22 protein-coding genes are annotated in these 25,100 nt (G+C 50.9%); 11 read left to right on the top strand and 11 right to left on the bottom strand.

Annotated elements, in window-relative coordinates; genetic code table 11:
• The first annotated feature begins 9 nt into the window (after window positions 1–9).
• From AC0KH7_RS00700 to AC0KH7_RS00680, 5 genes are all read left to right on the top strand, one after another.
• Complete coding sequence (locus tag AC0KH7_RS00700) at window positions 10–1,368, top strand: sigma-54-dependent transcriptional regulator (RefSeq protein ID WP_472369809.1); 1,359 nt, start codon at window positions 10–12, stop codon at window positions 1,366–1,368.
• A gap of 176 nt (window positions 1,369–1,544) precedes the next feature.
• Window positions 1,545–2,942 (top strand): Trk system potassium transporter TrkA, encoded by a 1,398-nt coding sequence (gene trkA / locus AC0KH7_RS00695; protein WP_472369807.1) that lies wholly within the window; start codon window positions 1,545–1,547, stop codon window positions 2,940–2,942.
• Between the two features lie 20 nt (window positions 2,943–2,962).
• A complete protein-coding gene (locus tag AC0KH7_RS00690; RefSeq protein WP_472369805.1) occupies window positions 2,963–4,414 on the top strand; it encodes a TrkH family potassium uptake protein in 1,452 nt (483 codons plus the stop codon).
• On the top strand, window positions 4,414–5,007 hold the full coding sequence (locus tag AC0KH7_RS00685) for a class I SAM-dependent methyltransferase (RefSeq protein ID WP_472369803.1): 594 nt from the start codon (window positions 4,414–4,416) through the stop codon (window positions 5,005–5,007). Before AC0KH7_RS00690 ends, AC0KH7_RS00685 begins: the two co-directional genes overlap by 1 nt.
• The gene (locus AC0KH7_RS00680) at window positions 5,004–5,939 is read left to right on the top strand and encodes a DMT family transporter (RefSeq protein WP_472369802.1); all 936 of its coding nucleotides are present in this window, start codon (window positions 5,004–5,006) and stop codon (window positions 5,937–5,939) included. Before AC0KH7_RS00685 ends, AC0KH7_RS00680 begins: the two co-directional genes overlap by 4 nt.
• Window positions 5,940–5,986: 47 nt before the next feature.
• On the opposite strand, the gene thpR is transcribed toward AC0KH7_RS00680, so the two are convergent.
• The 3 genes from thpR to AC0KH7_RS00665 form a co-directional block, all read right to left on the bottom strand.
• A complete protein-coding gene (gene thpR, locus AC0KH7_RS00675) occupies window positions 5,987–6,544 on the bottom strand; it encodes an RNA 2',3'-cyclic phosphodiesterase (protein ID WP_472369800.1) in 558 nt (185 codons plus the stop codon).
• Between the two features lie 61 nt (window positions 6,545–6,605).
• On the bottom strand, window positions 6,606–7,517 hold the full coding sequence (locus tag AC0KH7_RS00670; RefSeq protein ID WP_472369798.1) for a lysophospholipid acyltransferase family protein: 912 nt from the start codon (window positions 7,515–7,517) through the stop codon (window positions 6,606–6,608).
• On the bottom strand, window positions 7,514–8,335 hold the full coding sequence (locus AC0KH7_RS00665) for a tRNA 2-thiocytidine biosynthesis TtcA family protein (RefSeq protein ID WP_472369796.1): 822 nt from the start codon (window positions 8,333–8,335) through the stop codon (window positions 7,514–7,516). The genes AC0KH7_RS00670 and AC0KH7_RS00665 overlap by 4 nt, the downstream gene beginning before the upstream one ends.
• 247 nt (window positions 8,336–8,582) lie before the next feature.
• Here AC0KH7_RS00665 and AC0KH7_RS00660 point away from each other — a divergent pair, with 247 nt between their 5' ends.
• The 3 genes from AC0KH7_RS00660 (at window position 8,583) to AC0KH7_RS00650 (ending at window position 12,746) form a co-directional block, all read left to right on the top strand.
• A complete protein-coding gene (locus AC0KH7_RS00660) occupies window positions 8,583–10,604 on the top strand; it encodes an EAL domain-containing protein (RefSeq protein WP_472369794.1) in 2,022 nt (673 codons plus the stop codon).
• Window positions 10,605–11,565: 961 nt separating this feature from the next.
• On the top strand, window positions 11,566–12,009 hold the full coding sequence (locus AC0KH7_RS00655) for a plastocyanin/azurin family copper-binding protein (RefSeq protein WP_472369792.1): 444 nt from the start codon (window positions 11,566–11,568) through the stop codon (window positions 12,007–12,009).
• 248 nt (window positions 12,010–12,257) lie between these two features.
• Window positions 12,258–12,746 carry a hypothetical protein gene (locus AC0KH7_RS00650; protein WP_472369790.1) on the top strand — a complete coding sequence of 163 codons (489 nt, stop codon included), beginning with the start codon at window positions 12,258–12,260 and terminating at the stop codon, window positions 12,744–12,746.
• Window positions 12,747–12,783: 37 nt separating this feature from the next.
• Here the strand turns inward: AC0KH7_RS00650 and AC0KH7_RS00645 are convergent, their stop codons facing one another.
• Both AC0KH7_RS00645 and AC0KH7_RS00640 read right to left on the bottom strand, forming a co-directional pair.
• The gene (locus tag AC0KH7_RS00645) at window positions 12,784–13,791 is read right to left on the bottom strand and encodes an ABC transporter substrate-binding protein (protein ID WP_472369788.1); all 1,008 of its coding nucleotides are present in this window, start codon (window positions 13,789–13,791) and stop codon (window positions 12,784–12,786) included.
• A gap of 66 nt (window positions 13,792–13,857) precedes the next feature.
• Window positions 13,858–16,029 carry a TonB-dependent receptor plug domain-containing protein gene (locus AC0KH7_RS00640; protein WP_472369786.1) on the bottom strand — a complete coding sequence of 724 codons (2,172 nt, stop codon included), beginning with the start codon at window positions 16,027–16,029 and terminating at the stop codon, window positions 13,858–13,860.
• A gap of 276 nt (window positions 16,030–16,305) precedes the next feature.
• Here AC0KH7_RS00640 and AC0KH7_RS00635 point away from each other — a divergent pair, with 276 nt between their 5' ends.
• Genes AC0KH7_RS00635 through AC0KH7_RS00625 form a run of 3 tightly spaced genes read left to right on the top strand, consistent with a single transcriptional unit; the run spans window position 16,306 to window position 19,078 of the window.
• The gene (locus tag AC0KH7_RS00635; protein ID WP_472369784.1) at window positions 16,306–17,088 is read left to right on the top strand and encodes an ABC transporter permease; all 783 of its coding nucleotides are present in this window, start codon (window positions 16,306–16,308) and stop codon (window positions 17,086–17,088) included.
• Complete coding sequence (locus AC0KH7_RS00630) at window positions 17,076–17,834, top strand: ABC transporter ATP-binding protein (protein ID WP_472369782.1); 759 nt, start codon at window positions 17,076–17,078, stop codon at window positions 17,832–17,834. The genes AC0KH7_RS00635 and AC0KH7_RS00630 overlap by 13 nt, the downstream gene beginning before the upstream one ends.
• Window positions 17,831–19,078, top strand: coding sequence for an NnrS family protein (locus AC0KH7_RS00625; RefSeq protein ID WP_472369781.1), 1,248 nt, complete (start codon window positions 17,831–17,833; stop codon window positions 19,076–19,078). Before AC0KH7_RS00630 ends, AC0KH7_RS00625 begins: the two co-directional genes overlap by 4 nt.
• Before the next feature lie 48 nt (window positions 19,079–19,126).
• On the opposite strand, the gene AC0KH7_RS00620 is transcribed toward AC0KH7_RS00625, so the two are convergent.
• The 6 genes from AC0KH7_RS00620 to AC0KH7_RS00595 all read right to left on the bottom strand — a co-directional run bounded on the left by AC0KH7_RS00620 (window position 19,127) and on the right by AC0KH7_RS00595 (window position 25,077).
• Window positions 19,127–19,939: a phytanoyl-CoA dioxygenase family protein gene (locus AC0KH7_RS00620; RefSeq protein ID WP_472369779.1), complete on the bottom strand. Its 813-nt coding sequence runs from the start codon at window positions 19,937–19,939 to the stop codon at window positions 19,127–19,129.
• Window positions 19,936–20,706: a heme ABC transporter ATP-binding protein gene (locus AC0KH7_RS00615; protein ID WP_472369777.1), complete on the bottom strand. Its 771-nt coding sequence runs from the start codon at window positions 20,704–20,706 to the stop codon at window positions 19,936–19,938. The genes AC0KH7_RS00620 and AC0KH7_RS00615 overlap by 4 nt, the downstream gene beginning before the upstream one ends.
• A gap of 9 nt (window positions 20,707–20,715) precedes the next feature.
• A complete protein-coding gene (locus AC0KH7_RS00610) occupies window positions 20,716–21,738 on the bottom strand; it encodes a FecCD family ABC transporter permease (protein WP_472369776.1) in 1,023 nt (340 codons plus the stop codon).
• Window positions 21,739–22,013: 275 nt separating this feature from the next.
• Window positions 22,014–22,943 carry a heme/hemin ABC transporter substrate-binding protein gene (locus AC0KH7_RS00605; RefSeq protein ID WP_472369774.1) on the bottom strand — a complete coding sequence of 310 codons (930 nt, stop codon included), beginning with the start codon at window positions 22,941–22,943 and terminating at the stop codon, window positions 22,014–22,016.
• Complete coding sequence (locus tag AC0KH7_RS00600) at window positions 22,940–23,977, bottom strand: ChuX/HutX family heme-like substrate-binding protein (RefSeq protein WP_472369772.1); 1,038 nt, start codon at window positions 23,975–23,977, stop codon at window positions 22,940–22,942. The genes AC0KH7_RS00605 and AC0KH7_RS00600 overlap by 4 nt, the downstream gene beginning before the upstream one ends.
• Window positions 23,977–25,077, bottom strand: coding sequence for an HmuY family protein (locus AC0KH7_RS00595; protein ID WP_472369770.1), 1,101 nt, complete (start codon window positions 25,075–25,077; stop codon window positions 23,977–23,979). The genes AC0KH7_RS00600 and AC0KH7_RS00595 overlap by 1 nt, the downstream gene beginning before the upstream one ends.
• Window positions 25,078–25,100: the final 23 nt, after the last annotated feature.

Below are 25,100 nucleotides of genomic sequence, written 5' to 3'. Positions count from 1 at the left end.
AACACACCTATGAAACCCGGTAAACTCTTAATCGTTGATGATGAAAAAGACATTCGTAACCTGATGGAAGAAATTTTTTCCGAAGAAGGTTATGACGTCCTCGTGGCCGCCAACGGCCAACAAGCTCAAACCATCTGGCGAGACATGGCGCCCGACCTGATTTTCCTCGACATCTGGATGCCCGATATCGACGGCATATCCTTACTCAAAGAAATGATCGAGGAAAATGTTTTACAACACAGCTGCGTCATTATGATGTCCGGGCACGGCACCATCGAAACCGCCATTGAAGCGACCAAGCTGGGCGCTTACGATTATCTGGAAAAGCCCTTGTCGCTCGCCAAGCTACTGATTACCGCCGAGCGCGCCATGGAGCACTTGCAGCTACACAATGAAAACCGGCACCTGAAACAAAAACTACCCGATCAGATTCTGCCGGTCGGCAAGAGTAAACTCATCGCAGAACTGCGCGATTCCATCAAACGTCTAGCAAAATACTCCATGCCCATTCTGGTGAAAGGCGAACCGGGCACGGGCAAACACCGCGTCGCCGAAGCCATCCATAAACTCAGTGATCGCAAAGAAAACACCTTCTTCCAAATTCACGGCGCCGATTTCGACGATCAGGAAACCTTAATCCTCGGTCAGGAGACCGAAACCGGCACCTCGCCGGGCGAACTGATTCACGCTACCGGCGGCACCCTGATGATTTCCGACCTGGAACAATTGAGCACCAAAGGCCAAAATTTCCTGGCCCAACTGATGTTCGACGGCGCGTTCATCCGCCCCGGGTCGAATAAAAAAATCGCCGTGGATATGCGGATCATCGCCATCACCAAAGGCGGTCTGGAAGACATGGCCAAAAACAACCAGTTTCGTGAAGACCTGTTACAACGCCTCAATGTCATGCCACTCGACGTGCCGTCTTTACGACAACACACCGAAGATATCCCGGAACTGATCGACTATTTCCTGGATTATTTCCTCACCCACGAAGGTTTGGAATACCGAGGCTTCGATGTGGGCGCCATCAATGTGCTGCGCCAATACAGCTGGCCCGGCAATTACCGCGAACTGCAAAACCTGATTCAACGCTTACTGATTCTGGGCGAAGGCGACGTGACCGACGACGAAATCCGGCGCACTTTGGAAAGCAGCAAACGCAGTGAAGACGCCTCCATGACGGGCATCGACACCACAATCAACCTCAAGCAGGCCAAAGAGCGTTTTGAAGCGGCTTATTTAAGCCAACTCCTACGCGAAACCGGCGGAAATGTGACCGAAACGGCCCGTCTATCGGGCGTGGAAAGAACCAACTTGTACCGCAAACTCAAGGCGTTGAACATTGACCCCAAAAACCCGAAGTAACACGGTTAACAAGGGGCACGCCAAGAATAAAGCGTAATAAAGGTTAATTTCCGTCCGAATCCAGCGTAGAATAGCAACCAAACCATAAATCTACCGAAAACCAAAAGTTTACGGTGTAATTGCAAACCCTGCCCACAAGGTCGCGGGCACAACGGGCACAATTTAGATAACGTCATATGAACATTATTATTCTTGGCGCGGGACAAGTTGGAACCTCATTGGCCGAGCTACTCGCCACCGAAAACAACGACGTCACGGTCGTGGACCTTGACCGAACTCACCTTCAGCGATTACAGGATCGTCTCGACATCCGCACCGTCGACGGCCACGCTTCCAACCCGGACGTGTTGGTTCAGGCCGGACTGGAAGAGGCCGATATGCTGATTGCCGCCACCCAAGTGGACGACACCAATATCGTGGCCTGCCAACTGGCGCACATCATGTACAAGACGCCGACCAAAATTGCCCGAGTTCGAAGCCCAAGCTACCTGAACCACCCCGAGCTGTTCGACCGTTATCAAAACACCAACGCCATTCCCATCGATGTCCTGATCAGCCCGGAAACATTGGTTAAAGACTATATTCTGCAGTTAATCGAATACCCCGGTTCCCTACAGGTCGTCGATTTCGCCGACGGAAAAGTGCGTTTAGTGGCGATTCGTGCTTATTCCGGTGGCATGATCGTTGGCAAAAAAATCCGTGAAATCAAACAATATATGCCGGACGGCGTGCAACACCGAATTGTGGCGATCTACCGACGCGACGAAATCGTCATCCCCACCGGCGACGTCACCATTCAAGTCGGCGACGAAGTTTTCTTCCTGGCCGAACCTTTCAATATTCCAAAAATCGTTCAGGAACTCCGCCGTCACAAATTGCGGCCATCCCGCAACATTATGATTGCCGGCGGGGGCAACATCGGTTTTAACCTGGCCAAAGAGCTCGAAAAACAACACCAGGTCAAGATTATCGATCACAACATTACCCAGGCCCGGCAAATTTCGGAACAATTGAAACAGGCCATCGTCATTCGCGGCGACGTGGCCGACAAATCGTTGCTGATCGAAGAAAATATCGACGAAATCGACTTGTTCCTCGCCCTGACCAACTCCGACGAAGCCAATATCATTTCCGGCATGCTGGCCAAAAAACTCGGCGTACGACGGGTTATTGCGCTGGTCAACAACCAGTCCTATGTGGACCTGATTCAACTCAACAGCATCGATGTGGCCATCTCCGCCGACCAAATCACCACCAGCCGCCTGTTACACTACATGCGCCAAGGCGACACGGTGAAAGCCTTTACCCTACGCCGCGGTGCCGCCGAAGCAATGGAAGTCATCGTTCACGGCAGTGAAAATTCGTCAGAGCTGATCGGCAAAACCATCGGCGAAATTCAATGGCCGAGCAGCATCACCATCGGCTGTGTCGTGCGTGAAAATGCGGTGCATTTTTCGCACCGCGACCTGACCATCGAGGCGGAAGACCACGTGATCCTATTCCTGAACGATCCGACTCAGGCCGCCGAAGTCACCGAACTTTTCACACCGAAAGAAAAGAAAGCTTGGTTCTAGAGGTGAAACCCGGATAGGTTATGCACACAAAAATCATTCTAAAAGTTCTGGGAATCCTACTGATGGTCTTCAGCTTAACGCTGATTCCACCCTTTATCATTTCATTGATTTACCACGACGGCGGTTCTTCCGATTTCGCTTTGTCAGGCCTGGGCCTTTTTTCGCTTGGCTTATTGCTCTGGCTACCCAACCGTCGAGAACGTCACGAGCTGAAAATCCGTGATGGCTTTTTGATTGTCGTCATGTTCTGGACCGTGCTCGGCTTTGCCGGGGCGATTCCGATGTATTTCGCGTCCAATATCTATATCTCTTTGACCGACGCGATTTTCGAATCGTTTTCCGGCTTGACCACCACCGGGGCCACCGTCATTAATGGCCTCGACGCCTTACCGCATTCCATGTTGTGGTATCGCCAGCAACTGCAATGGCTGGGAGGCATGGGGATCATCGTTCTCGCCGTCGCCATTTTGCCAATGCTCGGCATCGGCGGCATGCAGTTGTATCGTGCCGAAATGCCCGGCCCAATGAAAGACACCAAACTGGCGCCGCGTATTTCCGAAACGGCCAAAGCCTTATGGTACATCTACCTTGGGCTGACATTGGCTTGCGCGTTGGGCTACTGGCTGGCGGGCATGGACTGGTTTGATGCCTTCGCGCACAGTTTTTCCACCGTTGCCATTGGCGGCTTTTCGACGCATGACGCCAGCATAGGCCATTTCGACAACGTCGAAATCGAGTTGATTGCCATGTTCTTCATGTTCCTGGCCGGCATCAACTTCGCCCTGCACTTTTCCGCTTTCCGAAACCTCTCGGCCCGCCCGTATTTCGGAGACCCGGAATTCAAAATCTATGCACTGCTGATTTTAGTCGGCATCCTAGTCAGCAGCAGTTACCTGTTCTTTCATGACGTCTATTTATCGTGGGAAGATGCTCTACGTTATGGCGCGTTCCAAACCGTTTCCATCGCCACCACCACCGGTTTCGCCAATACCGACTTTACCGTTTGGCCCGCCTTTGTGCCGGTGATGCTGATCATGATGACGTTTATCGGCGGCTCGGCGGGCTCCACGGCCGGGGGGATGAAAGTCATCCGCTTCATTCTGCTCGCCAAACAAGGCAGTCGTGAGATTCGTCGGTTACTGCACCCCAACGCTTTGATGCCGGTAAAACTGCATGGCAAAGCGATTCCCGATCGCGTCATTGCGGCGGTTTGGGGCTTCTTTTCGCTGTACGTGGTATCGTTCATTTTCATCATGTTGCTGCTGATGGCACTCGGGCTCGACCAGATCACCGCCTTCTCCACCGTCGCCGCGACCATCAACAACCTCGGCCCCGCCCTCGGCCAAGCCTCGGCCAACTACCAAAGCCTGTCCGATCCGGCCAAGTGGATTCTGACCTTTGCCATGCTGCTGGGCCGTCTGGAAATCTTCACCTTACTGGTGCTGTTCACGGCGTCTTTCTGGAGAAAATAATGTCGGAAACCGCCAAAAAATGGGATCGCAAGTATGCGGAGTCCGACCCGAAACAGCCGGTTCGCCCGGCTTGGGTACTGCAACAACACCTTAAAAAACTGCCCCTGAAAGGCCGGGCACTGGATTTGGCCTGTGGTTTGGGAGGCAATGCCCGCCTGATGGCGCAATGCGGCTTAACGGTGGATGCCTGGGATATTTCCGATGTGGCTTTGACGCACCTCAATAACTGGGCTGCCGTACACCGACAGCCAATTCACTGCACCATCAGCGATTTTGACCAGATGCTGTTTCCGTATCAACAGTACGACGTCATCACCCTCAGCCGCTATCTGAACCGCTCGCTCTGGCCACAAATCGCTCAGGCCCTGAAACCGGGTGGGAAAGTGTTTGTGCAAACCTTTTTGGGCCCGGTGCAGCCCAACGGCCCGCAAAACCCGGATTTTTACCTGACCCCCGGCGAACTGGTCAAGCTGACCGAAAACGGCCAGGCCTGGTCGAATTTCAAGGTCGACATTCAAGGCGAAGGCTGGCTGGCCGACGGCAATGCATCCCACCGTTATGCCTGGATGATTGCCACGAAACCCGCATTATGATTCGAGCTTTCACTCAATCGCCGAGCGGAATCGGTTTTTTTCTTGCCATCTTCGGCACCGCCTTGTTTTCCCTGAAGTCCATCCTCATCAAGCTGGCCTATGCCGAAGGCCTCAACACCGACAGCGTGTTGATGTTACGCATGGCGATTGCTTTGCCGATTTACTTAGCCATTCTGGTCTGGCTGGCGCGAACGCCTGGACGTCATCCGGACAACCGTTGGGAAAAATTCGGCTGGATTTTCTTTCTCGGCTTTATCGGATATTTCCTCTCCTCCTGGCTTGACTTGAAAGGCTTGGAAATGATTTCCGCGCAGTTGGAGCGCTTAACGCTGTTTACCTATCCGATTCTGGTGGCGCTACTCGGTGCCTTGTTCTTCAAAACGCCCATCACACGCAAAATTTTCCTATCACTGCTCATCACCTACGGCGGTCTTTGGCTGGTGTTTAACCAGGAACAGTCCATCGCTGAAAAACTGGGCAGCGACCATACTTGGCTGGGCACCTTGCTGGTGTTTTTGGCCGCGCTCAGCTTCTCCTTTTATGTACTGTTCAGTAAAAAGATCATTCACCAAGTCGGTAGTCTCTGGTTTACCAGCCTGGCGATGAGTGTTTCCAGCTTTTTCGTGCTGGCGTATTTTGCCGGGCTCATCGGTTTCGAGCATTTGAATGTCACGCCCATGGCTTGGTTGTGGCTGATTCTGCTGGCGATTTTCAGCACCGTCATCCCCAGCTTTATGATTGCCGAAGCCATTGCGCGGATCGGACCGGCACAAACCGGCATCATCGGGACCTTGGGGCCCATCGTCACCATCGGCCTGGCGGTTTGGTTACTGGGTGAACCCTTCAGCGTTTATCACGCCATCGGCATCTCGCTGGTGATTGCTGGCGTACTGGTGCTGACGGTCAATAAAGGGCAGAAAACGTCGTCCTGACGGACACCAAAACGTCAGTAGGTTCAATTAGGTTTCAATAAGTCTTTTCAATAAGTCTCTAAGGGCAGGCTATTCAAAAGGCGATATTCCGGCGGCGAAGATTGCGCCAAAACGCTCTGATAAAGATTCAAGCGATCCACCCGCAGCTGAATCGGCTCCAATGGCTCGTCGGTTGTTGGAAAGTCATCGGACGCACCTTTCCATTTCCCCAGCGTGATGTGTGGCCGAAACGCATGCTTGCGCTTGGCGAAGCCCAACGGTCTCAAGTGGTCGTCGATTTCCCGAACCAACGATTGCATCATCAAGGTCGCATCCAACTTCGCCACCCAGAAAGGGCCGGTTCTAGAATTGGGAAAGCCGCCCAGCGTCAGCAGTTCGGCGTCAAAATAGCTCATGCCTTCCGCGAACCAATCCGACATTGACTGCCGAATCGCTTGATAATCCGCGTCCGACACCTCGTCGAGAAACGACAAGGTCAAATGCCAGTTCGGCGGCGGCGTCCATTTCATTGCGCCCATTTCCGGACGGGCCTGGAACGCCGCCAGCCGCATTTTGAGTTGTTCCGTACAGGCCGCATCGACTGGAATCGCAAAAAAGAGTCGCATTCATTCCTCCCCTTGGCTATCGCCCGCATTCAACAAAACGCCCAGGCCTGGCTACTTTTGACTATTGTTTGTAAACATCAGCCACGCCTTCCGGCGGATGCTTGTAGCGTTTGTAGTTCCACTGATATTGTGTCGGTACGCGCCGGGCGCAGGCTTCTACGCCTCGATTCAAGGCTTCGGCGGCGGTTTGTTCGTCACGATCGGCGACGCCTGTATCGGCCGGCAGAATGTTCAGACGATAACCACGCCCTTTCGGCAATCGCTCGGCAAAGGTGAACAAGACATCACACTGCGCTTTGGCCGCCAAACGCGACACCAACACCATTGTCCGGGCCGGGTGCCCGAAAAACGGTGCATAGACACCACCGCTTTTGCCCGGGTCCTGATCGGGCAGGATGCCGACCATTTCATTCTGGTTCAAGGCTTTGCGTAAGGCTTTCACGCCCGATAAATCGGTCGGCACCAGCTTGGCACTGCCTCTTTCCCGCACATCGCGCATAAAGGTTTCAATCGACGGTAAGTTCGGCGGACGATACAAGCTGGTAATCGGGTATTTACTCGACCAATAAAAGCCCATCGCTTCCCAGGCACCAATGTGCGGCGACAGCACGATGACGCCCTTGCCTTTATCAAAGGCCGCCTGTACCAGTTCTTCGCCGTCCACTTCCTGAATCAGATTCAGCACCTTTTGGTTCGGCCACAACCAAAGCGGGCCAAGCTCCGTGGTGGTTTTGCCCAACTCGATGAGGCTTTGCTTCAGTAGCGCACGGTGCTCGACTTCGGACGCGTCCGGAAAAGCGATTTTGAGATTAATGGACGAGATGCGTTTCGGCGAATTCGGCACCCACCACAGCAGGTAACCGATGGCGGCACCCATGGCATGATTAACACGCAACGGCCACCAGGCGAAAAACCGTAACAGTCCGATGAACAATCGGCCGCGCCAATCCTGTTTCGGAGCATCCGCCATCATCCGCCCTCTTCTTCATCCGTTAACTGCGCCGCGCCGGCATGATTGTCGTCCGCCACCAGCGGTTGCATGGCATGCCAAAGGTTGGCGTAAAGGTGTTTGTTGTGTTGCTCCTGCTCCCGCAGCAACTCTTTCATGCGCTGACGTTCCTGTGGTTTGGCGTAACAGGCCGGGCAGTTGTCGGGAATAATCGGCAACCCGGCGGATTCGGAAAAATCCCGCGTTTGGTTTTCGCGCACCCGCACCAGCGGCCGGATAATGCGGATGTCTTTTTCATTATTCAGGTAATGCGCTTTCATGGTCCGCAATTCCCCGGCATTGAACGCCGACATCAACAGGCTTTCCGCCAAATCGTCTAAGTGCTGCGCCAACGCCAAAACGTTATAACCTTCACGTCGGCAAACCGTATAGAGTTTGCCGCGTTTCTGACGCGCGCAGAAACTGCAAAAGGAGTTGCCTTTCATATGCGCATCCGCCAAGGCGACCAGATCTTCGGATTCATAAAAATAAGGAATTTCCATCGACGCGACCCACTCTTTCAACGGCGACGGATCGAACCCTGGGATTTCCGGGTCGATGGTGCAGGCCGCCAACTCGAATTTGATGGGCGAATGGCGTTGCAAATGCTTGAGAATCACCAATAACGCCAGCGAATCCTTACCGCCGGACAACCCGAGCAAAATGCGGTCGCCTTCCCGGATCATCTGGTATTGTGCAACGGCGCGCCCCACCAATTTCAGAATGGATTTAGGCGGTTTGATCCAATCCTTTTTGGCTTTTTTCGGGGTGGATTCGGTTGGCGATGTTTCGGTGTCTGACATGATAAAACGGTCTGTAAGTTCTGCAAATGTAATCTGTCGGTTATTTTACACCCTCACTTTTCCCCTGTGGGCAAACTTGAGGGAAATTCCACCCAGCGTGGTGTTACCGACCGGGTTCGTAAAACATCGCTAAACCCTTATATTTAAAGCGGCTTATTTTACTCTACCCGTGGCATGGGATAAAATGGCATTATTCATCTAATTTAACGCGGCTTTAACGACAAGGTCGTCATTACTGGAACTTTCCATGCCACCACTGAGTTTCGAAGCCTATCTGAATCAAGCGCCCTATGCGTTTTTTCGATGGCAGAACACCGAAAACTGGCCGGTTATCTATGCTTCGGAAGCCACTGAACGACTGCTGGGCTATGCTGTTTCGGACTGGACGACTGGAAAGGTTCAATACGCCGACATCGTCCACCCGGAAGATCGACAACAGGTCATCGACGAGCTGAGCCAGGCCGCGGACGAAGGCCTGGAAAGCCTGATTCATGTACCTTATCGGTTGAAAACACAAGACGACCGCTGGATTTGGATTAAAGATCACACCCGAATCATCCGCGACGACCAAGGCCACGTCATCGAATACTACGGTTTCATCGAAGACCTGACCGACTTCCTCGCCTATAAAGCCCAGGCGAAAGCGACGCAACAAATCAACGACCAGATGAACAATGCTCTCGATCAGAGCAATCTCATTTCCCGCTCGGATCAATACGGCAGCATCACCTACGTTAACAACAATCTGCTGAACCTCACCGGCTACACCCGTGACGAGCTCATCGGCCAACCCCACAGCATCCTGCGTCATCCGGATACCCCGACCAATGTGTTCAAGGAAATGTGGCAAACGATTCAATCCAACCGGGTCTGGAAAGGCACTTTGAAAAACCGCAAGAAAAACGGCGAGCCCTACTATGTGGAAATGACATTAGTGCCGCTGGTAGATGATCAGGGACGGTTCATCGAATACCTCGCCATCCGCCACGAAGTCACGGCGCTGATCACCAAACAGATGGACTTGGAAACCGCCGTCAAAACCTCGCGTTTACTGAACATCCCGAACCGAGTGGCCTTGCTGGAAGCCATTGACACCCTCAAACACCCGCAACTGGCGTTGTTCGATCTGGACAATTTCAAGCAGGTCAACGAGTATTTCGGCCACCAGTTCGGCGACCAGATGCTCATCAGCACCCTGCTGCACCTTTTCCTTTATAAACCGCTCGACACTCACGTATACCACCTTGGTTCCGATCAATTGGTGCTGACCTCGGACGAACCGGACGCGAAGCGATTCGAGCAACAGATGATTCAGCTGCGAAACCGCTTGTCGAACCATAAGATCACCGTGCAATCGCAAGATATCTACATCAACCAAACCCTGGCCCTGAGTTTCGAACCGAAGGAAAACCTGCTGAACTCACTGGAAGTGGCGATGCGTCACGCCAAAAACACCCACCAAGACGTGTTGGTGTATTCGCCGGCTATCGACACCTATCAACAGCGTGCCGACAACCTCATGTGGTCGGAAAAACTGAACCAGGCCTTACTGGAAGACCGCATTACCACCTTCTTTCAGCCGATTCTGAACTTACGTAGCGGCCGCATCGAGAAACACGAAGCCCTGGTGCGCATGCTCGAACCGGACGACAAGGTGATTTCACCGTTTTTCTTTTTGGAAGTCTCCCAGCAGACCAAAAAATACCCGCTACTCTCGAAGCGGGTCGTCGCCAAGGCTTTCCAAGCCTTTAAGCGTTCCGAGCAAGCTTTTTCCATCAATATTTCCGCCACCGACATGACCAATCCGGATTACGTCGATTACCTGCTCAAACACGTTGAGCAATTCAGCCATCCGGAACGCATTACCCTGGAAATCCTCGAGTCCGAAGAAATCACCGACTTCGTCAAGGTGGAAAAGTTCATCGACCAACTGCGAGGGCTCGGCTGTAAAATCGCCATCGACGATTTTGGTGCCGGCTACGCCAATTTCGAGAACCTGCTGAAACTGCACGCCGACTTCATCAAAATCGACGGCTCACTGATCAAGCAACTGGCGGAAAATCAGGACGCCTACGACATCGTCGAGTCCATCGTCTCCTTCGCCAAGAAAAAAGACATCCAGACCATTGCCGAATTCGTCAGCAGTGCCGAGATTCTCGACGCCGTGAAACGCCTCGACATCGACTTCGCGCAAGGGTATTTCATTGGCGAACCCGCCAAAACCCCGGTTACGCTAGACAAGGTCTTATCCACGCCAAACAGAACATGATCAAAACCGCCAAGCCGGATTAAAAGTTAAACTACAAAATAATATTGATAATTATTATTATTTAGTATAGTATTTATAATTAAGTGAAATGACGCTTATTTTTGCGAGCGTTTTGCCGATCTCTGCTTTTTCTCTCCTAAGCATAAGAGCTGGGTCGGATTCATTTTGCTCCTCCTAGATTCGAGCGGCGTTTTCATGCGGCGCTCTTTTTTTCTAAATTATTCCCATTTTTACTCGGGCATCCACCTCCTCCTCAGGCGAAAGGTTCAATTTATCACCTTGCATTAACACAACTACCATAAGTTTAAGCATTGACGATACTCTAAGAAATGATTGCATTTCATTGACTTTTTTCGACGCTCCCATCATTGCTTGACGTCGTTTTTGATATAACGCCACCAACCGATTCCACTACTTCTCATCCAAGGTTTGGCGCATACGTTTGACACAACGGGCTTTCAGATCAATCAAATCCGCGCGTTTCTTTAGAACCTCGCGATTATAACCCTCAACCTCGGCATCCGTTGCACCCTCCAATACAGCATCATTAAATTCGGTATGGGTGTGGCATATTTCACTTTTTGTATGTTTGACAGTCCGGCAAGAGACATACTCGAGACCGTTAAAAGCCCCCACAGTAAAACGACATTCCCAAGTTTAAAGTTGCTAAACGAAAAAAACGGATCCGTTTTTCGATCAATTCTGTCATGGTTCATTCCTTATTTTAATAAGACCCTTATACGCGTCAAAGCACGAAATAAAGCCCTCCACCTATTTTTCACCCGCGGCCCTCAGCCTTTAAATCAAATAATCCAAAAAAATTTTTAACATTTTTTTAAATAATAGTATTGATAACAATTATCATTAATGATAGCATTCTCTAAAGATTACGATAAAACGAAACAACCAACCCCATTATGGCAAGACCATAAGGATTTAAAAAACATAAGGAAAAACACTTATGAAACGCAGCAGTTTTCTAAACCTGCTCCTAACCGCCGGACTTTTGTCTGCCTCCACCAACATTTATGCCGCCGAGCATGAAGTAAAAATGTTGAACTCCGGTGCGGACGGCATCATGGTCTTTGAACCGGGTTACCTGAAAATAGCACCGGGCGATACCGTTAATTTTATTGCCGTGGACGCTGGACACAACGCCATTTCGGAAGTCACGCCAGACGGATCAAAGTGGGAAGTCGGGTTCGATGGTGGCAAAGTCAAATTCGAACAGGAAGGCATCAATATTTATTACTGTTTACCGCATAAGTCCATGGCCATGTATGGAGTGATACAAGTTGGAAACGCCACCAATAAAGACGACGCTATGAAACAGGCCGACACCATTAAAGCTGGGTTCGCCATGAACCAAGGGCGTTTAAAAAAATACATGGCTGAAGTGAACTGACTTCTGCCGAACCAGTTTAAGCTGGCATTCACCTATCTCTCTCCTCGAAGATGCCGGCTTAATTTTCTTGCTCCTCCGCTTAGAGTAGTGCTCCTCACACTACTCATTTTTTAACCTTCACAATGGTTTAAAGGAGTCTTCATGTTGTTTTATGTGGCGCTCTACTACTATATCCATCTATTCCTAACCTGGGCCTGAAACCGTAATTTCCAGCCCAAATAACCGATTAAAAAGCGAGGTGATTCACCATGAAAAACGCTCACGTTTTTCCCACACATCCCAATCAAGCCAAACACCTGTTGAACGAAAACCGTCGACTGAAACAGGAACTGCAGGCCGCGAAACAAACCATCGCGGAATTAAGGGCACAGTATCAAGCCTTGGAAGAAGATTACCTACACGTTCTGGACAGCCAACAACCGCCGAACCTGAACGGTCGAAAAATCGCCTATGTCGGCGCATCTCCGGAACTGATCAAAGCCTACAAAGCCATTGTGCAACATTACCACGGCGAGCTCATCACTCCCGAAAGTGATCAAATTGAAGCCGTCTGCGAAGCGATTCAACAAGCCGACGAAGTCTTTTGCCCGGACGACTGTCCGAATCAAGCACTCTGCCACGCCGCACGTTCCAGTTGCACCGTGTTCAATAAACCTTTAAGAACCGTTGAAAACAGCTCCCCCAAAGTGTTGCAGGAAACGCTGTCGCACATCGAAATTGAAGTGACGCCATCCTGATTCGGATGGCAAAAATGATATGAAATGAAGACTGGCGTTAAGGCGTGTAGTAGAAGCCGTTATCCGGCAACTTACCCCCGACCAGGTCTGGTAAATTTTGCATCAACTGCCGGTAAAAGAACTCCAACTCCGCTTTTGCCTGTAAAGCCGGCACCACGTCAAACTTCGTGATTTCGATGGAATCCGCCACCGCTTCCGGCGTCAGCAACGCAATGTGTTTCGCCACCATCACTCCCGCCGCTTTCGGATTGTCCAGACACCATTGCATGGACTCGGCGTAGGCTTCATTAAACCGTTTCAGCAACGCCGGCTGTTCAAGCACACTTGGCATTGCCGTCATCCCGGCTTCGGGAACCTGCGCTTTGCGCTTAAATACCCGGCCCCACTCCGCCTGCAAATCGACACTGCGATACAGATCGGGCGCAATCACACTGATGGGAAACGATTTCGTTTTCCGTAATGCCATGGAAATGGCCGGCTCCGGCAAGAGAGCATGATCCACCCGACGCATGATCAACAACTGCATCGCATCCAATGGGTGCGGCGTATAACGCAGTTTAAAATCTTTTTTAGGGTCTAAGCCTTCCGCTTTCACCAATTGCTCAAACAGAATATCCGGCATATCCCCCCGGAACGGCATGGCAATTTCCTTGCCTTTGAAATCGGCTAAGGTCTTGAGATTATTGTCACGCGACACCATCCACAAAATGCCCCACACCGAAATATTCATCAGTTTCAAATCCACCCCTCGGTTGTACAGGTTGGCGGCCACATTGGAAGGCATGGCAATGAAATCGGCTTGAAAACTCCCTTTACCCAACGCCATCAACTTCAGTTGATCCGCACCGTTCCAGGGTTTAAATTCCACTACCTCGGCAAACTCTTTTAAAGCACCGGTTTCCACCATGTGAATCAAAGGGTTGGACACCCCGGCGAAGGGACCGGACAACACCAGTTTCGGCAATTTTTCCGCGGCCATCGTCATCATGGAAGCTGCCACCAATAATAAAGTGAGCGGCCAACGTACCCAGCTTTTGAACATCATATGATTTGTTCCTTATCCGTAAGCCGGCGACCTACTTCGCCGGCATATTTATCATCAACGTAGGGGTTAAAAACCGACTCTCACGCCAGCAAAATAATAGGTACCGACATTGGAACCGATGACTTTATCGACTTTTTGGTCAAGCACATTGTTGATCCCCCCGTACAAATCGATTTGCTTGCTTTCACCGAAGCGGTATCCGCCGGTCAAATTCGTCAAGGTATAAGGGTCGGTGTAATGACCTTGCGAGTCTTCAACGTAATATTGTTCGCCGGTATAGACAGCATAAGCACCCAATCGGAAACGACTGGTCACATCCCAATCCAAGCTCAATTCAACGACACGATCCGGGTTAAACTCCAATTGTTTGCCGGTATCTTTGTTTTCGGTACGCAACTCGGTCCAGAAAAACCGCCCTTTTAAATTGTTCAAGAACTGGTAACCGAGATTCAATTCCATCCCTTTGGTTTCGGCATCGCTCACATTCTGGAAAGTATAATAATCCGTCTTGTTTCCGGCCACGCTCACCTGCTGGATTTTATCGTTTATCTGGTTCAGGAAGGCCGTGACACTGTATGAGAAATCACTGGTCGCACCATTAACACCCAACTCATAACTTAAGGTTTTTTCCGGCTTCAAGTCATAAGCGTCCTTGCCCTGGCTGGTGTCCACTGTTTGTGCGCCTAAGAGCTGGCCCGCCGGCGTTTGTTTTTGAATATACAATTCGCGTAAATCCGGTACTCGGAAACCTTGCGCCACATTCACACGCGCATTCAAGAGCGGATGAAAATTTTTCAAAACGCCAAGGCGGAAAGTACTTTCGGAATCGGTTGAACTGTCATGATCCAGGCCATTTTGGTCGGTGTAAGCGGCCTGATCATATTGATCATAGCGTCCACCGGCGGTCAAAGACCAGGTATCGCTCAGAGTAAAATCGTCCTGCAAATAAATCGCCTGAGACGACACTCGGCGCGTGTCCATGTCGCTGGATTGGCTGAAGACGGTCGCTTCACGTTTTTCCTGGCGATATTCAACGCCACCGGTCAACAGATGGTTTTCCACCGGTGCCCAATTCGAACTCAATTCATAAGAAGTGACGTCCACATTGGCGTTCATGCCGTTGGAAGCCGACGCCGATTTGCTCGCATAACCAAAATCCTGATAGTGCTGCAACGTCGTGGTATTACGCTTAGTGTAATAAGAGCGATAAACGCGGAAATCAATGTCCAAATCATCGTTGACGAAATACTGAGCATCCACCGCCATATCATAACGTTCGTTTTCATCTTTAGAGTTCACTGGCACATCATAGGCCGGAATGGCATTACCTTTCATTTTATAACCCGTAGGATGATAGGTACCGCGATAGGAACCATAGCGTTCTTCGTCCATCCAGTACACTTCCGCTCCCACGGTCAAATCGTTGGAGACATCATATTCGCCTCGCCCCCCCACCGTCTTAACGGTCGCGTTCTCACGATAACTGACATCGACATCGTAACTGTCCTGAATATTATTCAGCGGTGCCGGGCGCGTGGACGGCTTGACCTGGTTTCCGGTGACGGTGGTATCCGTCTGTTCTTGCTCATAGTAAGCGCCGGAATCGGTGACCGACATAAAGAATTTACCGCGAAAATCACCCACACCGCCGCGCACATTGGCATTGACCTGTTTATTGGAGCCCTCACCTTCCCCATTGGCACCGCCGGACACACTCACATCCGCCACAAATGTATCCTTCGGCTGCTTGGTAATGATATTAATGACGCCGCCGACGGCATCCGCACCGTAAAGTGCCGACATAGGCCCTTTAACGATTTCGATGCGTTCAATCATGGCGGCCGGAAAACGATCCATATCGTAAGGATTGTTCACCTCACCCGCCAAGCGACGGCCATCCAGCAACCACAGGGTACCGGTCGTGCCTAGGCCGCGAATATTCACCGAACTTTTCGAAGCCGAACTGCCGGATGGAAAAGTGCCATATTGCAATACCAGGCCTGGTGTATTTTGGAACACATCTTTTAAGGTGATGGCCCCCATCTTCTCGATGTCATCCTCGGTAACGACGTCCACCGACGCCGTAACCTTATCAATCGATTTCTCGGTTTTTGTCGCGGAAATAACCACAGTTTCAAGCTTTGTCTCGGCCTTTGAGCGTTCTTCAGCCCATACAGGGGCGGCATACGCCGCCCACATGGCTGAAGAAAGTAAAATCGTCTGTTCTTTCAGTTTCATTTTGGTTCCTAATTTAACTTTCACCAGGCAACCAACCTCATCAATTCCTTTTAATTAGCGAACGATGCCTGAAATGGGTTTTATTCGTTTTGAATGTCGAAAAGCGCCTAAAATAGGTCGCCAAAGCGATATCAGCATTCTATTATAGAACATAATTATAAACAATAATTATTATCATTAAGATTATTAAACTCCACCTATTTAGTTTTTAAATGGCATCAATCATGTTTACAGTTATGCTAATATTTTCGCCATTCCCGTTACGAAAACCGCATCATGAACGCACTTGCACAAATCTTAAAAGAATTTCCTCGTTACCTTTGGAGCGGCTGGGGCGCTCTGGCGAGTATCTTTCTGTTTCTGGCACTTTGGGATCTCGGTCATCAATTCAACGGCAGCTTGATTCTGCCCTCCCCGAGAGAAACGCTTCTTACCCTGTGGCAGATGGTGCAGTCGCCCGAACTTTGGCAGTCACTCTGGATTACCGTTCAACGTGCCCTTTGGGGATTCGGCATCGCCTTATTGCTGGGCACGTCACTCGGGATGCTTGCCGGCACTTTTGTAACGGCCGCCATGATGAGCCGCCCTTTGATTACCATTATCATGGGCGTCCCGCCGATTGCATGGATTGTCTTGGCGATGCTCTGGTTCGGTATGACCGATGAAAGTGTGATTTTCACCGTCGTCATTGCTGCCTTCCCGATTATCTTCATCGGCGCATTACAAGGCACACGGACACTGGAAGGCGATTTATTGGAAATGAGCGACAGCTTCCAACCGCCGTTTTGGATGAAACTCACCGACCTGGTATTTCCGCACCTGTTTTCCTATGTATTTCCGGCTTGGATTTCGGCTTTGGGCATGAGTTGGAAAATTGTCGTCATGGCCGAACTACTCACCACACCGGACGGCATCGGTGCGGACCTGGCGGTGGCACGCAGCCATTTCAACTCTGCCGATGCCATGGCGTTGATTACCGTGATGGTGCTGGTATTACTGGTCGTCGAATATTTATTGCTGGAACCGATTAAACGAGAGGTGGAACAATGGCGCAACTGAACGTATCCCACCTCAGTCACCGCTTCGGCCCGACCGACATTCTGGCCGACATCCACTTCTCGTTACGGCAAGGCGAAGTGGTTTCGATTGTCGGCCCAAGCGGCGGTGGTAAAACCACTCTACTGCATCTTTGCAGCGGCTTATTGGAAGTGGAAAACGGACATATTGACAATGAATTTTCCTCCCAGGCTTTTGCCTTTCAGGAAGCCCGTTTACTGCCTTGGAAAACCACTTTGGATAACATCGCTTTCGGCTTGAAAGCCCGCGGTTTTTCGCGCCAGGAACGGTATAAAAAAGCCCGCCGCATCGCATTGGAGTTCGGTTTAAAAATCAGCGACCTGGACAAATTCCCGAAAGACCTCAGCGGCGGCATGCGCCAACGCGTCTCTTTTGCCCGCGCCTTGGTGCTGAAACCGGAAATTCTGTTTTTGGACGAACCCTTTTCCGCGCTCGACATTGGCTTGAAACAAGAACTGCAATCAATTTTGATTGAACAAGTTACCCAACACAACCTGTCGGTTCTGTTCGTCACTCACGACTTAGCCGAAGCCATTAAACTCAGCCATCGCATACTGGTGCTGGGTCATTCACCGGGTCGCATCGTCTGCCAAATCGAACTGACCACATCCTTGAACACACGCACGGATGATGATATCCATAAGGGACTGCGTCAATTGCTGAGTGACCCCTGCATTATCGACACCTTTGAACTCAACATCACCCAGCGAGGGAAACAAACTGCATGAACTGGCTTTCCTCTTCCCGTTTTAATGACTTTCTCACCAGCCTGACCGGACCGGCAAACCATCCAAAACCAATTTTCGCCTACGGTTTTCGGCCATTTTTCTGGTTGGTTCCTTGGGGGCTGACCTTGAATGCCTTCTTGTGGGTAGCGTTTTGGATCGGCTGGTGGCCGGTGTCGTTTCCCTCTTCGCCGCTGAATTGGCATATTTATGAACTGTTGTTCGGCATCACTTCCGGCATGATGGCCGCTTTCATTATGACGGCTGTACCGGAATTTTTCGACGGCACACCGCCCGTGAACGGACGAACCTTATTCGGACTCGTCGCACTCTGGCTAGCCGGACGCCTAGCCTTTTGGGGAATGGATGTCATTGGTGTCTATGGCGTCGCCATTATTCATCTGGCTTTTCTACCTTATGTGCTTTGGCTGGTCGGGAAACCGATCCTCACAGACCCGCTGAAACGACAATGGGGGCTTGCGCTCGCCTACGGACTAATCATTGTCTGCCAGGCCCTGTTTTTTGCCGCCGAAGCCGAATGGGTTCCACTGTCGAGTTTTGCCGTCCTGCAAGCCTCCATCGGTGCATTTATGATTTTGGTTTTGGTCGCCGTGCGTCGCATCGCCACCCAATCCATTAATGAATGGTTTGCACAGGAACACATTGACGAGCGTTTCTTGGCCAGACCGCCCGCTTATAATCTGGCCATATTCAGCCTTTCGGTCGCGACCTTAACGGAACTGTTGTTTCCCGGCAATTCCGCCCAGGCCTGGTTGAATCTGGCGGTCATGGCCGCTCTGTTCAACACCTTGAATGATTTTTTCCGAACCGACACCTTCATTCTCAAATTCCCGACGGTTTGGCCGATTATGATTCTATTGACGTTATTTGGTGCCGGATACGGTCTTATGGGATGGGATGCGTTGCAAGAAAACGTTCAAATATCCGCTCATTTCCGACATTTTTTGACTATGGGCGCACTGGGTCTGGCTTACTTTATCGTTTTAATGGTTGTCAGCCACATTCACACTGGCCGTCCGCTCACCCGGCTCGGCTGGCTAAAAATGGGCGTGGTACTGATTACCGCCGCCACGCTGATTCGCGGCCTCTTGATTCCGGCGTTTCCTGAGATGCAAAACGGGCTGTACGTACTGGCGGGATTACTTTGGACAGGTGCCTTTATCGGCTATTGGTGGCGTTATCACACTTGGCTCACCCAACCCAGAGCCGACGGCCTGCCGGGTTAGAAAATCTCGGAGGTTGGAGAAGCTCTGTTAGGGAGGGGAGCCTTTAAGTTAATCTAGAGTTTTTTTAAAAGCACTAGGCCTGGTCAGAACCCGATGAATAATGTCCGAAAAGGATTGACCGCTGGTGGCGTCCCCGCAATTAATGTTGCTATCCACACCCCGTCGACTAAGCTGCACAATGAGGAAGTTTCGATCATTTTCCGAACGGTTCGGCCCGCCACCATGCAACAACATCGGATGAATCCAAACAGCATCTCCAGGCACCATGTCTAACCAAAACGGTGCTCCGAGAGCCTCCAGCTCGGATCGAATCGGCAATGAAGTGGTGCGACGGTGACTGCCTGGAAAAACCCCTAAGGTGCCGTTTTCTTCTCGACTAACATCCAACGGAATCAAAACCCGCAAAAAAGCATCACCGTTCTGAGACGAAATATAGCGATTACCCATATCACGATGCCAATTCATATTCGGCCCGATACGCGGCGCTTTACGCGTTAAATTCGAAAAATCATAAACCAGATCGCCTACCGAACATTCCAGTAAACTAGCGGTCAAGGCCTGCAGAGCTGACAAACCAATCACATCAAAAGCACGTGGAAAATAACGATGCAAATCTCCTAGAATGAACAGCTCCTCCTGCTCGGAAGGTGTTAACGAACCCCCCGGGGTTCGAGAGGCATCCAACTCACCCAGCACAACAAAATCCTGACGACTTGCACCGGATTCGACAAAGTCACGAGGCGACCATTCCGCCAGAAATTCGTCCCATGCCCGACGAACAGCCAGAATTTTTTCAACAGGGAAACACTTGCGGATAAGACAAAACCCATCCGATTCGAAATCATCCTGAGAGCCGATCACGCCGGAATCACCATCGGCCAGCCTTTGGGGTGGGGCGTGACTTTCACCGGATACCCATAGACATCCGTGATGCGCTCTTCTTGCAACACCTCATCCACCGTTCCCTGACTGACGATTTCCCCTTGGTTCATCAACACCAGACGGTCCGAATACTGTGAGGCCAAATTTAAATCGTGCAACACCATAATCGCGGCGATGCGATGCGTTTTCACCACCTCGGTCACGACTTCAAACACCTGGTGCTGATGCGCCAAATCCAAGCTGGAGGTGCATTCGTCCAGAAACAGATAACGATTGCGGTCGTCGGCTTTATGGGTAATCTGGGCAATAACCCGTGACAATTGCACGCGTTGCTGCTCGCCGCCGGACAGCGTCAGATAATTGCGGTCTTTCAAATGGGTCACATCGAACATCGCCAAGGCGCGTTCGACGTAGGCGGCACGTTCGTAATGCGACACCGCCGTCAGCAAACTCATTTCAATGACTTCCGACACCAGAAACGGAAAGTCCAACTGAACCGACTGCGGCATGACCGCCCGATAATTGGCGAGTTCCGGCACCGAATATTCTTTCAGTTTGCGCCCTTCCAGCATCACCTGATTCAGACCATCCGAAATGTCGCCGCTCAGGCTTTTCATCAAGGTGGATTTCCCAGCGCCGTTCGGCCCGAGAATCGACACGATGGAACCGGGCTCGATCATCAAATCGATGTGCTTGAGAATCGACTGCCCTTGCAAGGTAATGTTTAAATGTTCGGTAATCAGCATAATCGTCCTTTAAAATCCAACACGTGATCGACGTTGAATTAACAGCCACAGGAAGAAAGGCCCGCCAATGGCCGACATGACAATGCCAATCGGCAGTTCCGCCGGCGACAGGACCGTGCGCGCGAACATATCCGACGCCACCACCAGAATCGCCCCGACCAAAGCACTGCCCGGCAAGACCCAACGATGATCCGGCCCCAATATCAGTCGCACGATGTGCGGTGCCACCAGGCCAACGAAACCGATCACGCCGCTGACCGACACCGCCGCGCCGACCGATAAGGCGGTGAGTGCAATCACCCCCCACTTCAATTGTTTGACGTTGAACCCCATATGCGAGGTCACCGCCTCACCCATCAAAAAGGCATTCAGTGGACGAGCGAAATACGGCAAGATCACCACAGCGACCAGAATAGGAACCGTCGCAATGGCCAGATCTTGCCAAGAAGCACTGGCCACAGACCCCATAGTCCAAAACGTCAGGGTGCGCAACTCCTCATCGGTGGCGAAATACGTCAGAATACCGGTGGTAGAACCGGCGATGGCGTTGATGGCAATCCCCGTCAACAGCATCAAACCGACATCGGTACGACCGTTTTTAGTCGCCACGCGGTAAATCAGCCAAGTCACAAAAAGGCCACCCAAAAAGGCCGCTATTGGCAACGCAAAAAAGCCCCAAAAAACCACCCACTGACTCAGAAAGGAACTGCCGAGGACAATCACCGTCACCGCCGCTAAAGCCGCGCCACTGGAAACACCTACCAAGCCTGGATCCGCCAGCGGATTGCGAAAAAGCCCCTGCATCGCTGCCCCGGCAACGGCAAGCCCAGCGCCAACCAATAAACCAAGCAATAAACGCGGCAAACGGATTTCATTCACCACTAAAGCGGTTTGAAAATCGTCCTGCCAACCGCCTAATGCAGAAATAACCTGTAGGCTGTCGACCGAAATGGCCCCTACAGTAAGCGAATACAGACTCACAATCAATGTCAGAAATGCCAACATAAAAAGCGCCAAAACTGGCGAGTTCATCAACCTCACAAATTTTCCTTTTTCTAAACAAGTCTTAAAGACCTTTGCATCCTAGGAACCTAAGCACAAAACAGAGATACCGAACAAACTATAAAAACCACCGTGTGTCCGTTATACAGTCAGCCACTATGATTCACTACGTTTTTACAATCCAACCAGCCAGTTTAAGGGGCCTGTCACGCCTTATTTGTGCAAAACCTCTTTATATAACAAAAACCTTCATTTGCGATTTCAGTCTTGCTGACAACCACATTAACATCTTTAACATAATTAAATTATTCGGTCGGATAAACTTGTTGCACCAAAGATTCAATCGCTTCACCGAGCCGAGGGCCAAAGGTTAAAAAACCATCGTCCATCACCACAAGACGCTTATGCTTACCCGCTTCGGTCATTTGAATCGCAGGCGCATTCAGCATCTCATCTTTGCCGCCTGCTGAACTGACGCCATGCTTCATCGTTAACAAATAATCCGGATTATACTGTACGGCGGCTTCCGCCGTCAGTGGCTTATAACCGTTGAACTGCTCGGCTGCCGGGTTCACAATACCGGCCAATTGCATCATATTGTCCGCTCGGCTGTGCTTTCCGGCCACCATCATATTACCGCCGCGCATATTCAACACGAAAAGCGCCTTAGCCGGTTTTCCTTGTTGTTTAACCGTTTTTTCGACATAAACCCTAGCATCCTCAACCGACTTTCGAACTTTCGCCGCCAATTGCTCACCGGCTGTCTGAGCATCAAGCACCTCGGCGATTTGCTTAATTTTAGCCTCTACACCTTCCGGCGTATAGACGTTGTCAACGATTTCAACATGCACTCCGGCGTCTTGCAAACGGGTCAGGACATTTTGCGGTTTGGCATCTTTTGTCGCCAGCACCAGCGTCGGCTTCAACGACAAAATGCCTTCTGCCGATAACTGGCGCATGTAACCGACACTTGGCAGCTTGGCCGCCTCTTCTGGGTAAGTGGTGGTGATGTCACGCCCAACCATCAAATCCCCTTTTCCCAACGCATAGACGATTTCGGAAATGGAACCGTCAATCGCCACCACCCGCGGCTTTTCAGCGGCATGCGCTGTGCCGGTCATCAGCCACAACAAGGCCAACATGGCATAAGCGGTGAATACGCCACCCAACACCAAAAACGGCCAGGCCTGGCGGTTTTCCGCCATTGTCACACGCGATAACATTTGTGGTTTCATACGGCCACCTCTTCTAATTTCAAAGATTTCAAAAAGCTTTCCCAGCGCCCGGTCATCTGAGACGAACGCGCTTCAGGGTGCAAATACACCATCATCACCGCTTTGTCGTCGGCGTCGAACAACTCCATCGAGGCCACCGGCTTGGCATCGGTTTGCTTGTAAACCAACCAGGCCTCGGTCACCAGTTCTAAATTGGCGTGCATATTGAACTTGGGATCCAGCACATTGAACCAAGGCCCCATTTCCATCAATTTATGCACCGTACCATTATGAATTTGCGTGGCACTGCCATTCGGCACGAACATCAATAACGGCCAACTTTCCTCGGCCGCTTGCTCAAGCAGGGATTTCAAGGCATCCTTTTGCAAGGCCATGGCATTGTCACCCAAATGACGATAAGCCTGGGGGCGCGTCAGACCGTAAGCTTTGAGCAAGGCATTGACGTGGTGGGCGCTTTCCAACGCTTGCCAATCTTTTTGAATCGCCTCGGTTTCCACCTTCGGCATGGCCGACGGTCCGGAAGATGGTTTGGTGCGAACACTCATCTGCTCAAAACCGTCCTCCGTGCGATATTCCGCCACCAAATCGTCGTAAACGGTTTGGTCGGACGCATCGGTCATGTAGATTTTGTGGGCCGCCTGGCCGTAAGCATCGAAAAACTGCAAACTCCGACGCCCGTTTTCATCCACCGCAAAACCGTATTTCCAAGCCGTGACCTTCAAACGCAAGTCCATTTCCGGGTCGGTGAAAATCACATGGTTGTGCTTAACCACTGGGTTACGATAAACGCCGTGATGTTCCAGCACCACCGCATCATTACGCGTCAGCGCCATGACTTGGCCGGCACGATGCAATGCCTGCAGAATCGAGACGAACGCATCCCGATCCAACATCACCGAAGTGTCTCCACAAGATAACGCTACATATTCCGCTTCACTAACGCCCAGCCGCTTGGCGGCTTCCCGCGCTCTTGGCGGTTTATCGCCCGCCAGAAGCTCGGATTTTTTACGTTGTAATTCCGCCAAATTCGACATTACTCAAGCACCTCTTCATAACGGATATATAGATTTCCGCTGGCGAGGGAACCATCGGAACCATAATTACTGACCACTTGCGCTTTGTAATAACGATCGCCATCCTTAAACAGATAAACGGCAAACGTTGGCCACATATCATGATTATCACCACCGACTCCATATTCGAAAGCCCCGTAAGTTCCCGGGCTAGTCATCGGTCCAGAGGCAGAATCACCAAAATATTTATAGACTTGATTGGTATCCGATGGATCCGTCACAGCATCTACATTCGCCACTTGCAGGGCACTGCCGACTCCGGCATCACCATCCCCAGAAACGCCACCGTTTACAAAAATTTCGGTCGAATACCCCACACGCTCAAGCTTCAAGTCCCAACCATCCATTTCGGTTGTGCTACTCGTGTTAGTTTCCATATTCCAATACACGGTGCCACCAGAAGAATCTAAAGGACCGGTCGAAACGGCCGTTTGAAAAGTTTGCGTATTGTTATCCCATAATTCACTATCAAAAGTGATACCGTTGGCATCATAAGCGGTCGCCTTTAAACGGGTATAAGCATAGTTTCCGTTACCGTCATCTGTTGAAGAACGTACGATCCATCCGTTAGAATCATCCGTATTGACCGTTATCACATGGGTACTGGAATCATAGGTGTACCAATCTTTGAACTGAGACGTGGCGCCATCCGTACTGAAATCGGTACAGGATGTTCGAGTCACCGCATTGAAATCGGCAATTGTGTTATCTTTATTCAACGCCATAAATTCATCTTTAACCGCGTCTCCGTTTCCATCGTACAACTCGTCATATTGTTTAGCGATACAGGCTTCAATACCGTCATCACTATTGATGGAAAACCCAACATATTTTTGATAAGCCATTTGCCAAGGATCCGCTTCGGAAACAGTATGACCAGAAGCCAAATCCAAATAGGCTGCCGAAGCCGAATCGGTCGCATCCAATGGAGCATAAGACGCCGTATCCGAAACGGGAGAACCCCCATCATCGGAAGATCCAGATGACGAGCTGCCGCCGCACCCCGTCAAAGTTAGCATCATGGAGGCGAGAATCGATAAACCTGTTTTCGTGTATTGCATCTTTAAAACTCCTTTTTCATTTA

The sequence above is a fragment of the Hydrogenovibrio sp. genome (assembly GCF_965140365.1).
In the GTDB taxonomy this organism is placed as follows: domain Bacteria; phylum Pseudomonadota; class Gammaproteobacteria; order Thiomicrospirales; family Thiomicrospiraceae; genus Hydrogenovibrio.
This window is presented reverse-complemented; position numbering and strand designations above follow the sequence as displayed.

Excerpts from the sequence above, each read along its gene's own strand:
- AC0KH7_RS00645 (WP_472369788.1), bottom strand. The coding sequence starts at position 13,791 with ATGATGTTCAAAAGCTGGGTACGTTGGCCGCTCACTTTATTATTGGTG.
- AC0KH7_RS00635 (WP_472369784.1), top strand. The coding sequence starts at position 16,306 with ATGAACGCACTTGCACAAATCTTAAAAGAATTTCCTCGTTACCTTTGG.
- AC0KH7_RS00655 (WP_472369792.1), top strand. The coding sequence starts at position 11,566 with ATGAAACGCAGCAGTTTTCTAAACCTGCTCCTAACCGCCGGACTTTTG.
- trkA (WP_472369807.1), top strand. The coding sequence starts at position 1,545 with ATGAACATTATTATTCTTGGCGCGGGACAAGTTGGAACCTCATTGGCC.
- AC0KH7_RS00610 (WP_472369776.1), bottom strand. The coding sequence starts at position 21,738 with ATGAACTCGCCAGTTTTGGCGCTTTTTATGTTGGCATTTCTGACATTG.
- thpR (WP_472369800.1), bottom strand. The coding sequence starts at position 6,544 with ATGCGACTCTTTTTTGCGATTCCAGTCGATGCGGCCTGTACGGAACAA.
- AC0KH7_RS00690 (WP_472369805.1), top strand. The coding sequence starts at position 2,963 with ATGCACACAAAAATCATTCTAAAAGTTCTGGGAATCCTACTGATGGTC.
- AC0KH7_RS00670 (WP_472369798.1), bottom strand. The coding sequence starts at position 7,517 with ATGATGGCGGATGCTCCGAAACAGGATTGGCGCGGCCGATTGTTCATC.
- AC0KH7_RS00665 (WP_472369796.1), bottom strand. The coding sequence starts at position 8,335 with ATGTCAGACACCGAAACATCGCCAACCGAATCCACCCCGAAAAAAGCC.
- AC0KH7_RS00660 (WP_472369794.1), top strand. The coding sequence starts at position 8,583 with ATGCCACCACTGAGTTTCGAAGCCTATCTGAATCAAGCGCCCTATGCG.
- AC0KH7_RS00605 (WP_472369774.1), bottom strand. The coding sequence starts at position 22,943 with ATGAAACCACAAATGTTATCGCGTGTGACAATGGCGGAAAACCGCCAG.
- AC0KH7_RS00600 (WP_472369772.1), bottom strand. The coding sequence starts at position 23,977 with ATGTCGAATTTGGCGGAATTACAACGTAAAAAATCCGAGCTTCTGGCG.
- AC0KH7_RS00680 (WP_472369802.1), top strand. The coding sequence starts at position 5,004 with ATGATTCGAGCTTTCACTCAATCGCCGAGCGGAATCGGTTTTTTTCTT.
- AC0KH7_RS00625 (WP_472369781.1), top strand. The coding sequence starts at position 17,831 with ATGAACTGGCTTTCCTCTTCCCGTTTTAATGACTTTCTCACCAGCCTG.
- AC0KH7_RS00640 (WP_472369786.1), bottom strand. The coding sequence starts at position 16,029 with ATGAAACTGAAAGAACAGACGATTTTACTTTCTTCAGCCATGTGGGCG.
- AC0KH7_RS00685 (WP_472369803.1), top strand. The coding sequence starts at position 4,414 with ATGTCGGAAACCGCCAAAAAATGGGATCGCAAGTATGCGGAGTCCGAC.
- AC0KH7_RS00595 (WP_472369770.1), bottom strand. The coding sequence starts at position 25,077 with ATGCAATACACGAAAACAGGTTTATCGATTCTCGCCTCCATGATGCTA.
- AC0KH7_RS00700 (WP_472369809.1), top strand. The coding sequence starts at position 10 with ATGAAACCCGGTAAACTCTTAATCGTTGATGATGAAAAAGACATTCGT.
- AC0KH7_RS00650 (WP_472369790.1), top strand. The coding sequence starts at position 12,258 with ATGAAAAACGCTCACGTTTTTCCCACACATCCCAATCAAGCCAAACAC.
- AC0KH7_RS00615 (WP_472369777.1), bottom strand. The coding sequence starts at position 20,706 with ATGCTGATTACCGAACATTTAAACATTACCTTGCAAGGGCAGTCGATT.
- AC0KH7_RS00630 (WP_472369782.1), top strand. The coding sequence starts at position 17,076 with ATGGCGCAACTGAACGTATCCCACCTCAGTCACCGCTTCGGCCCGACC.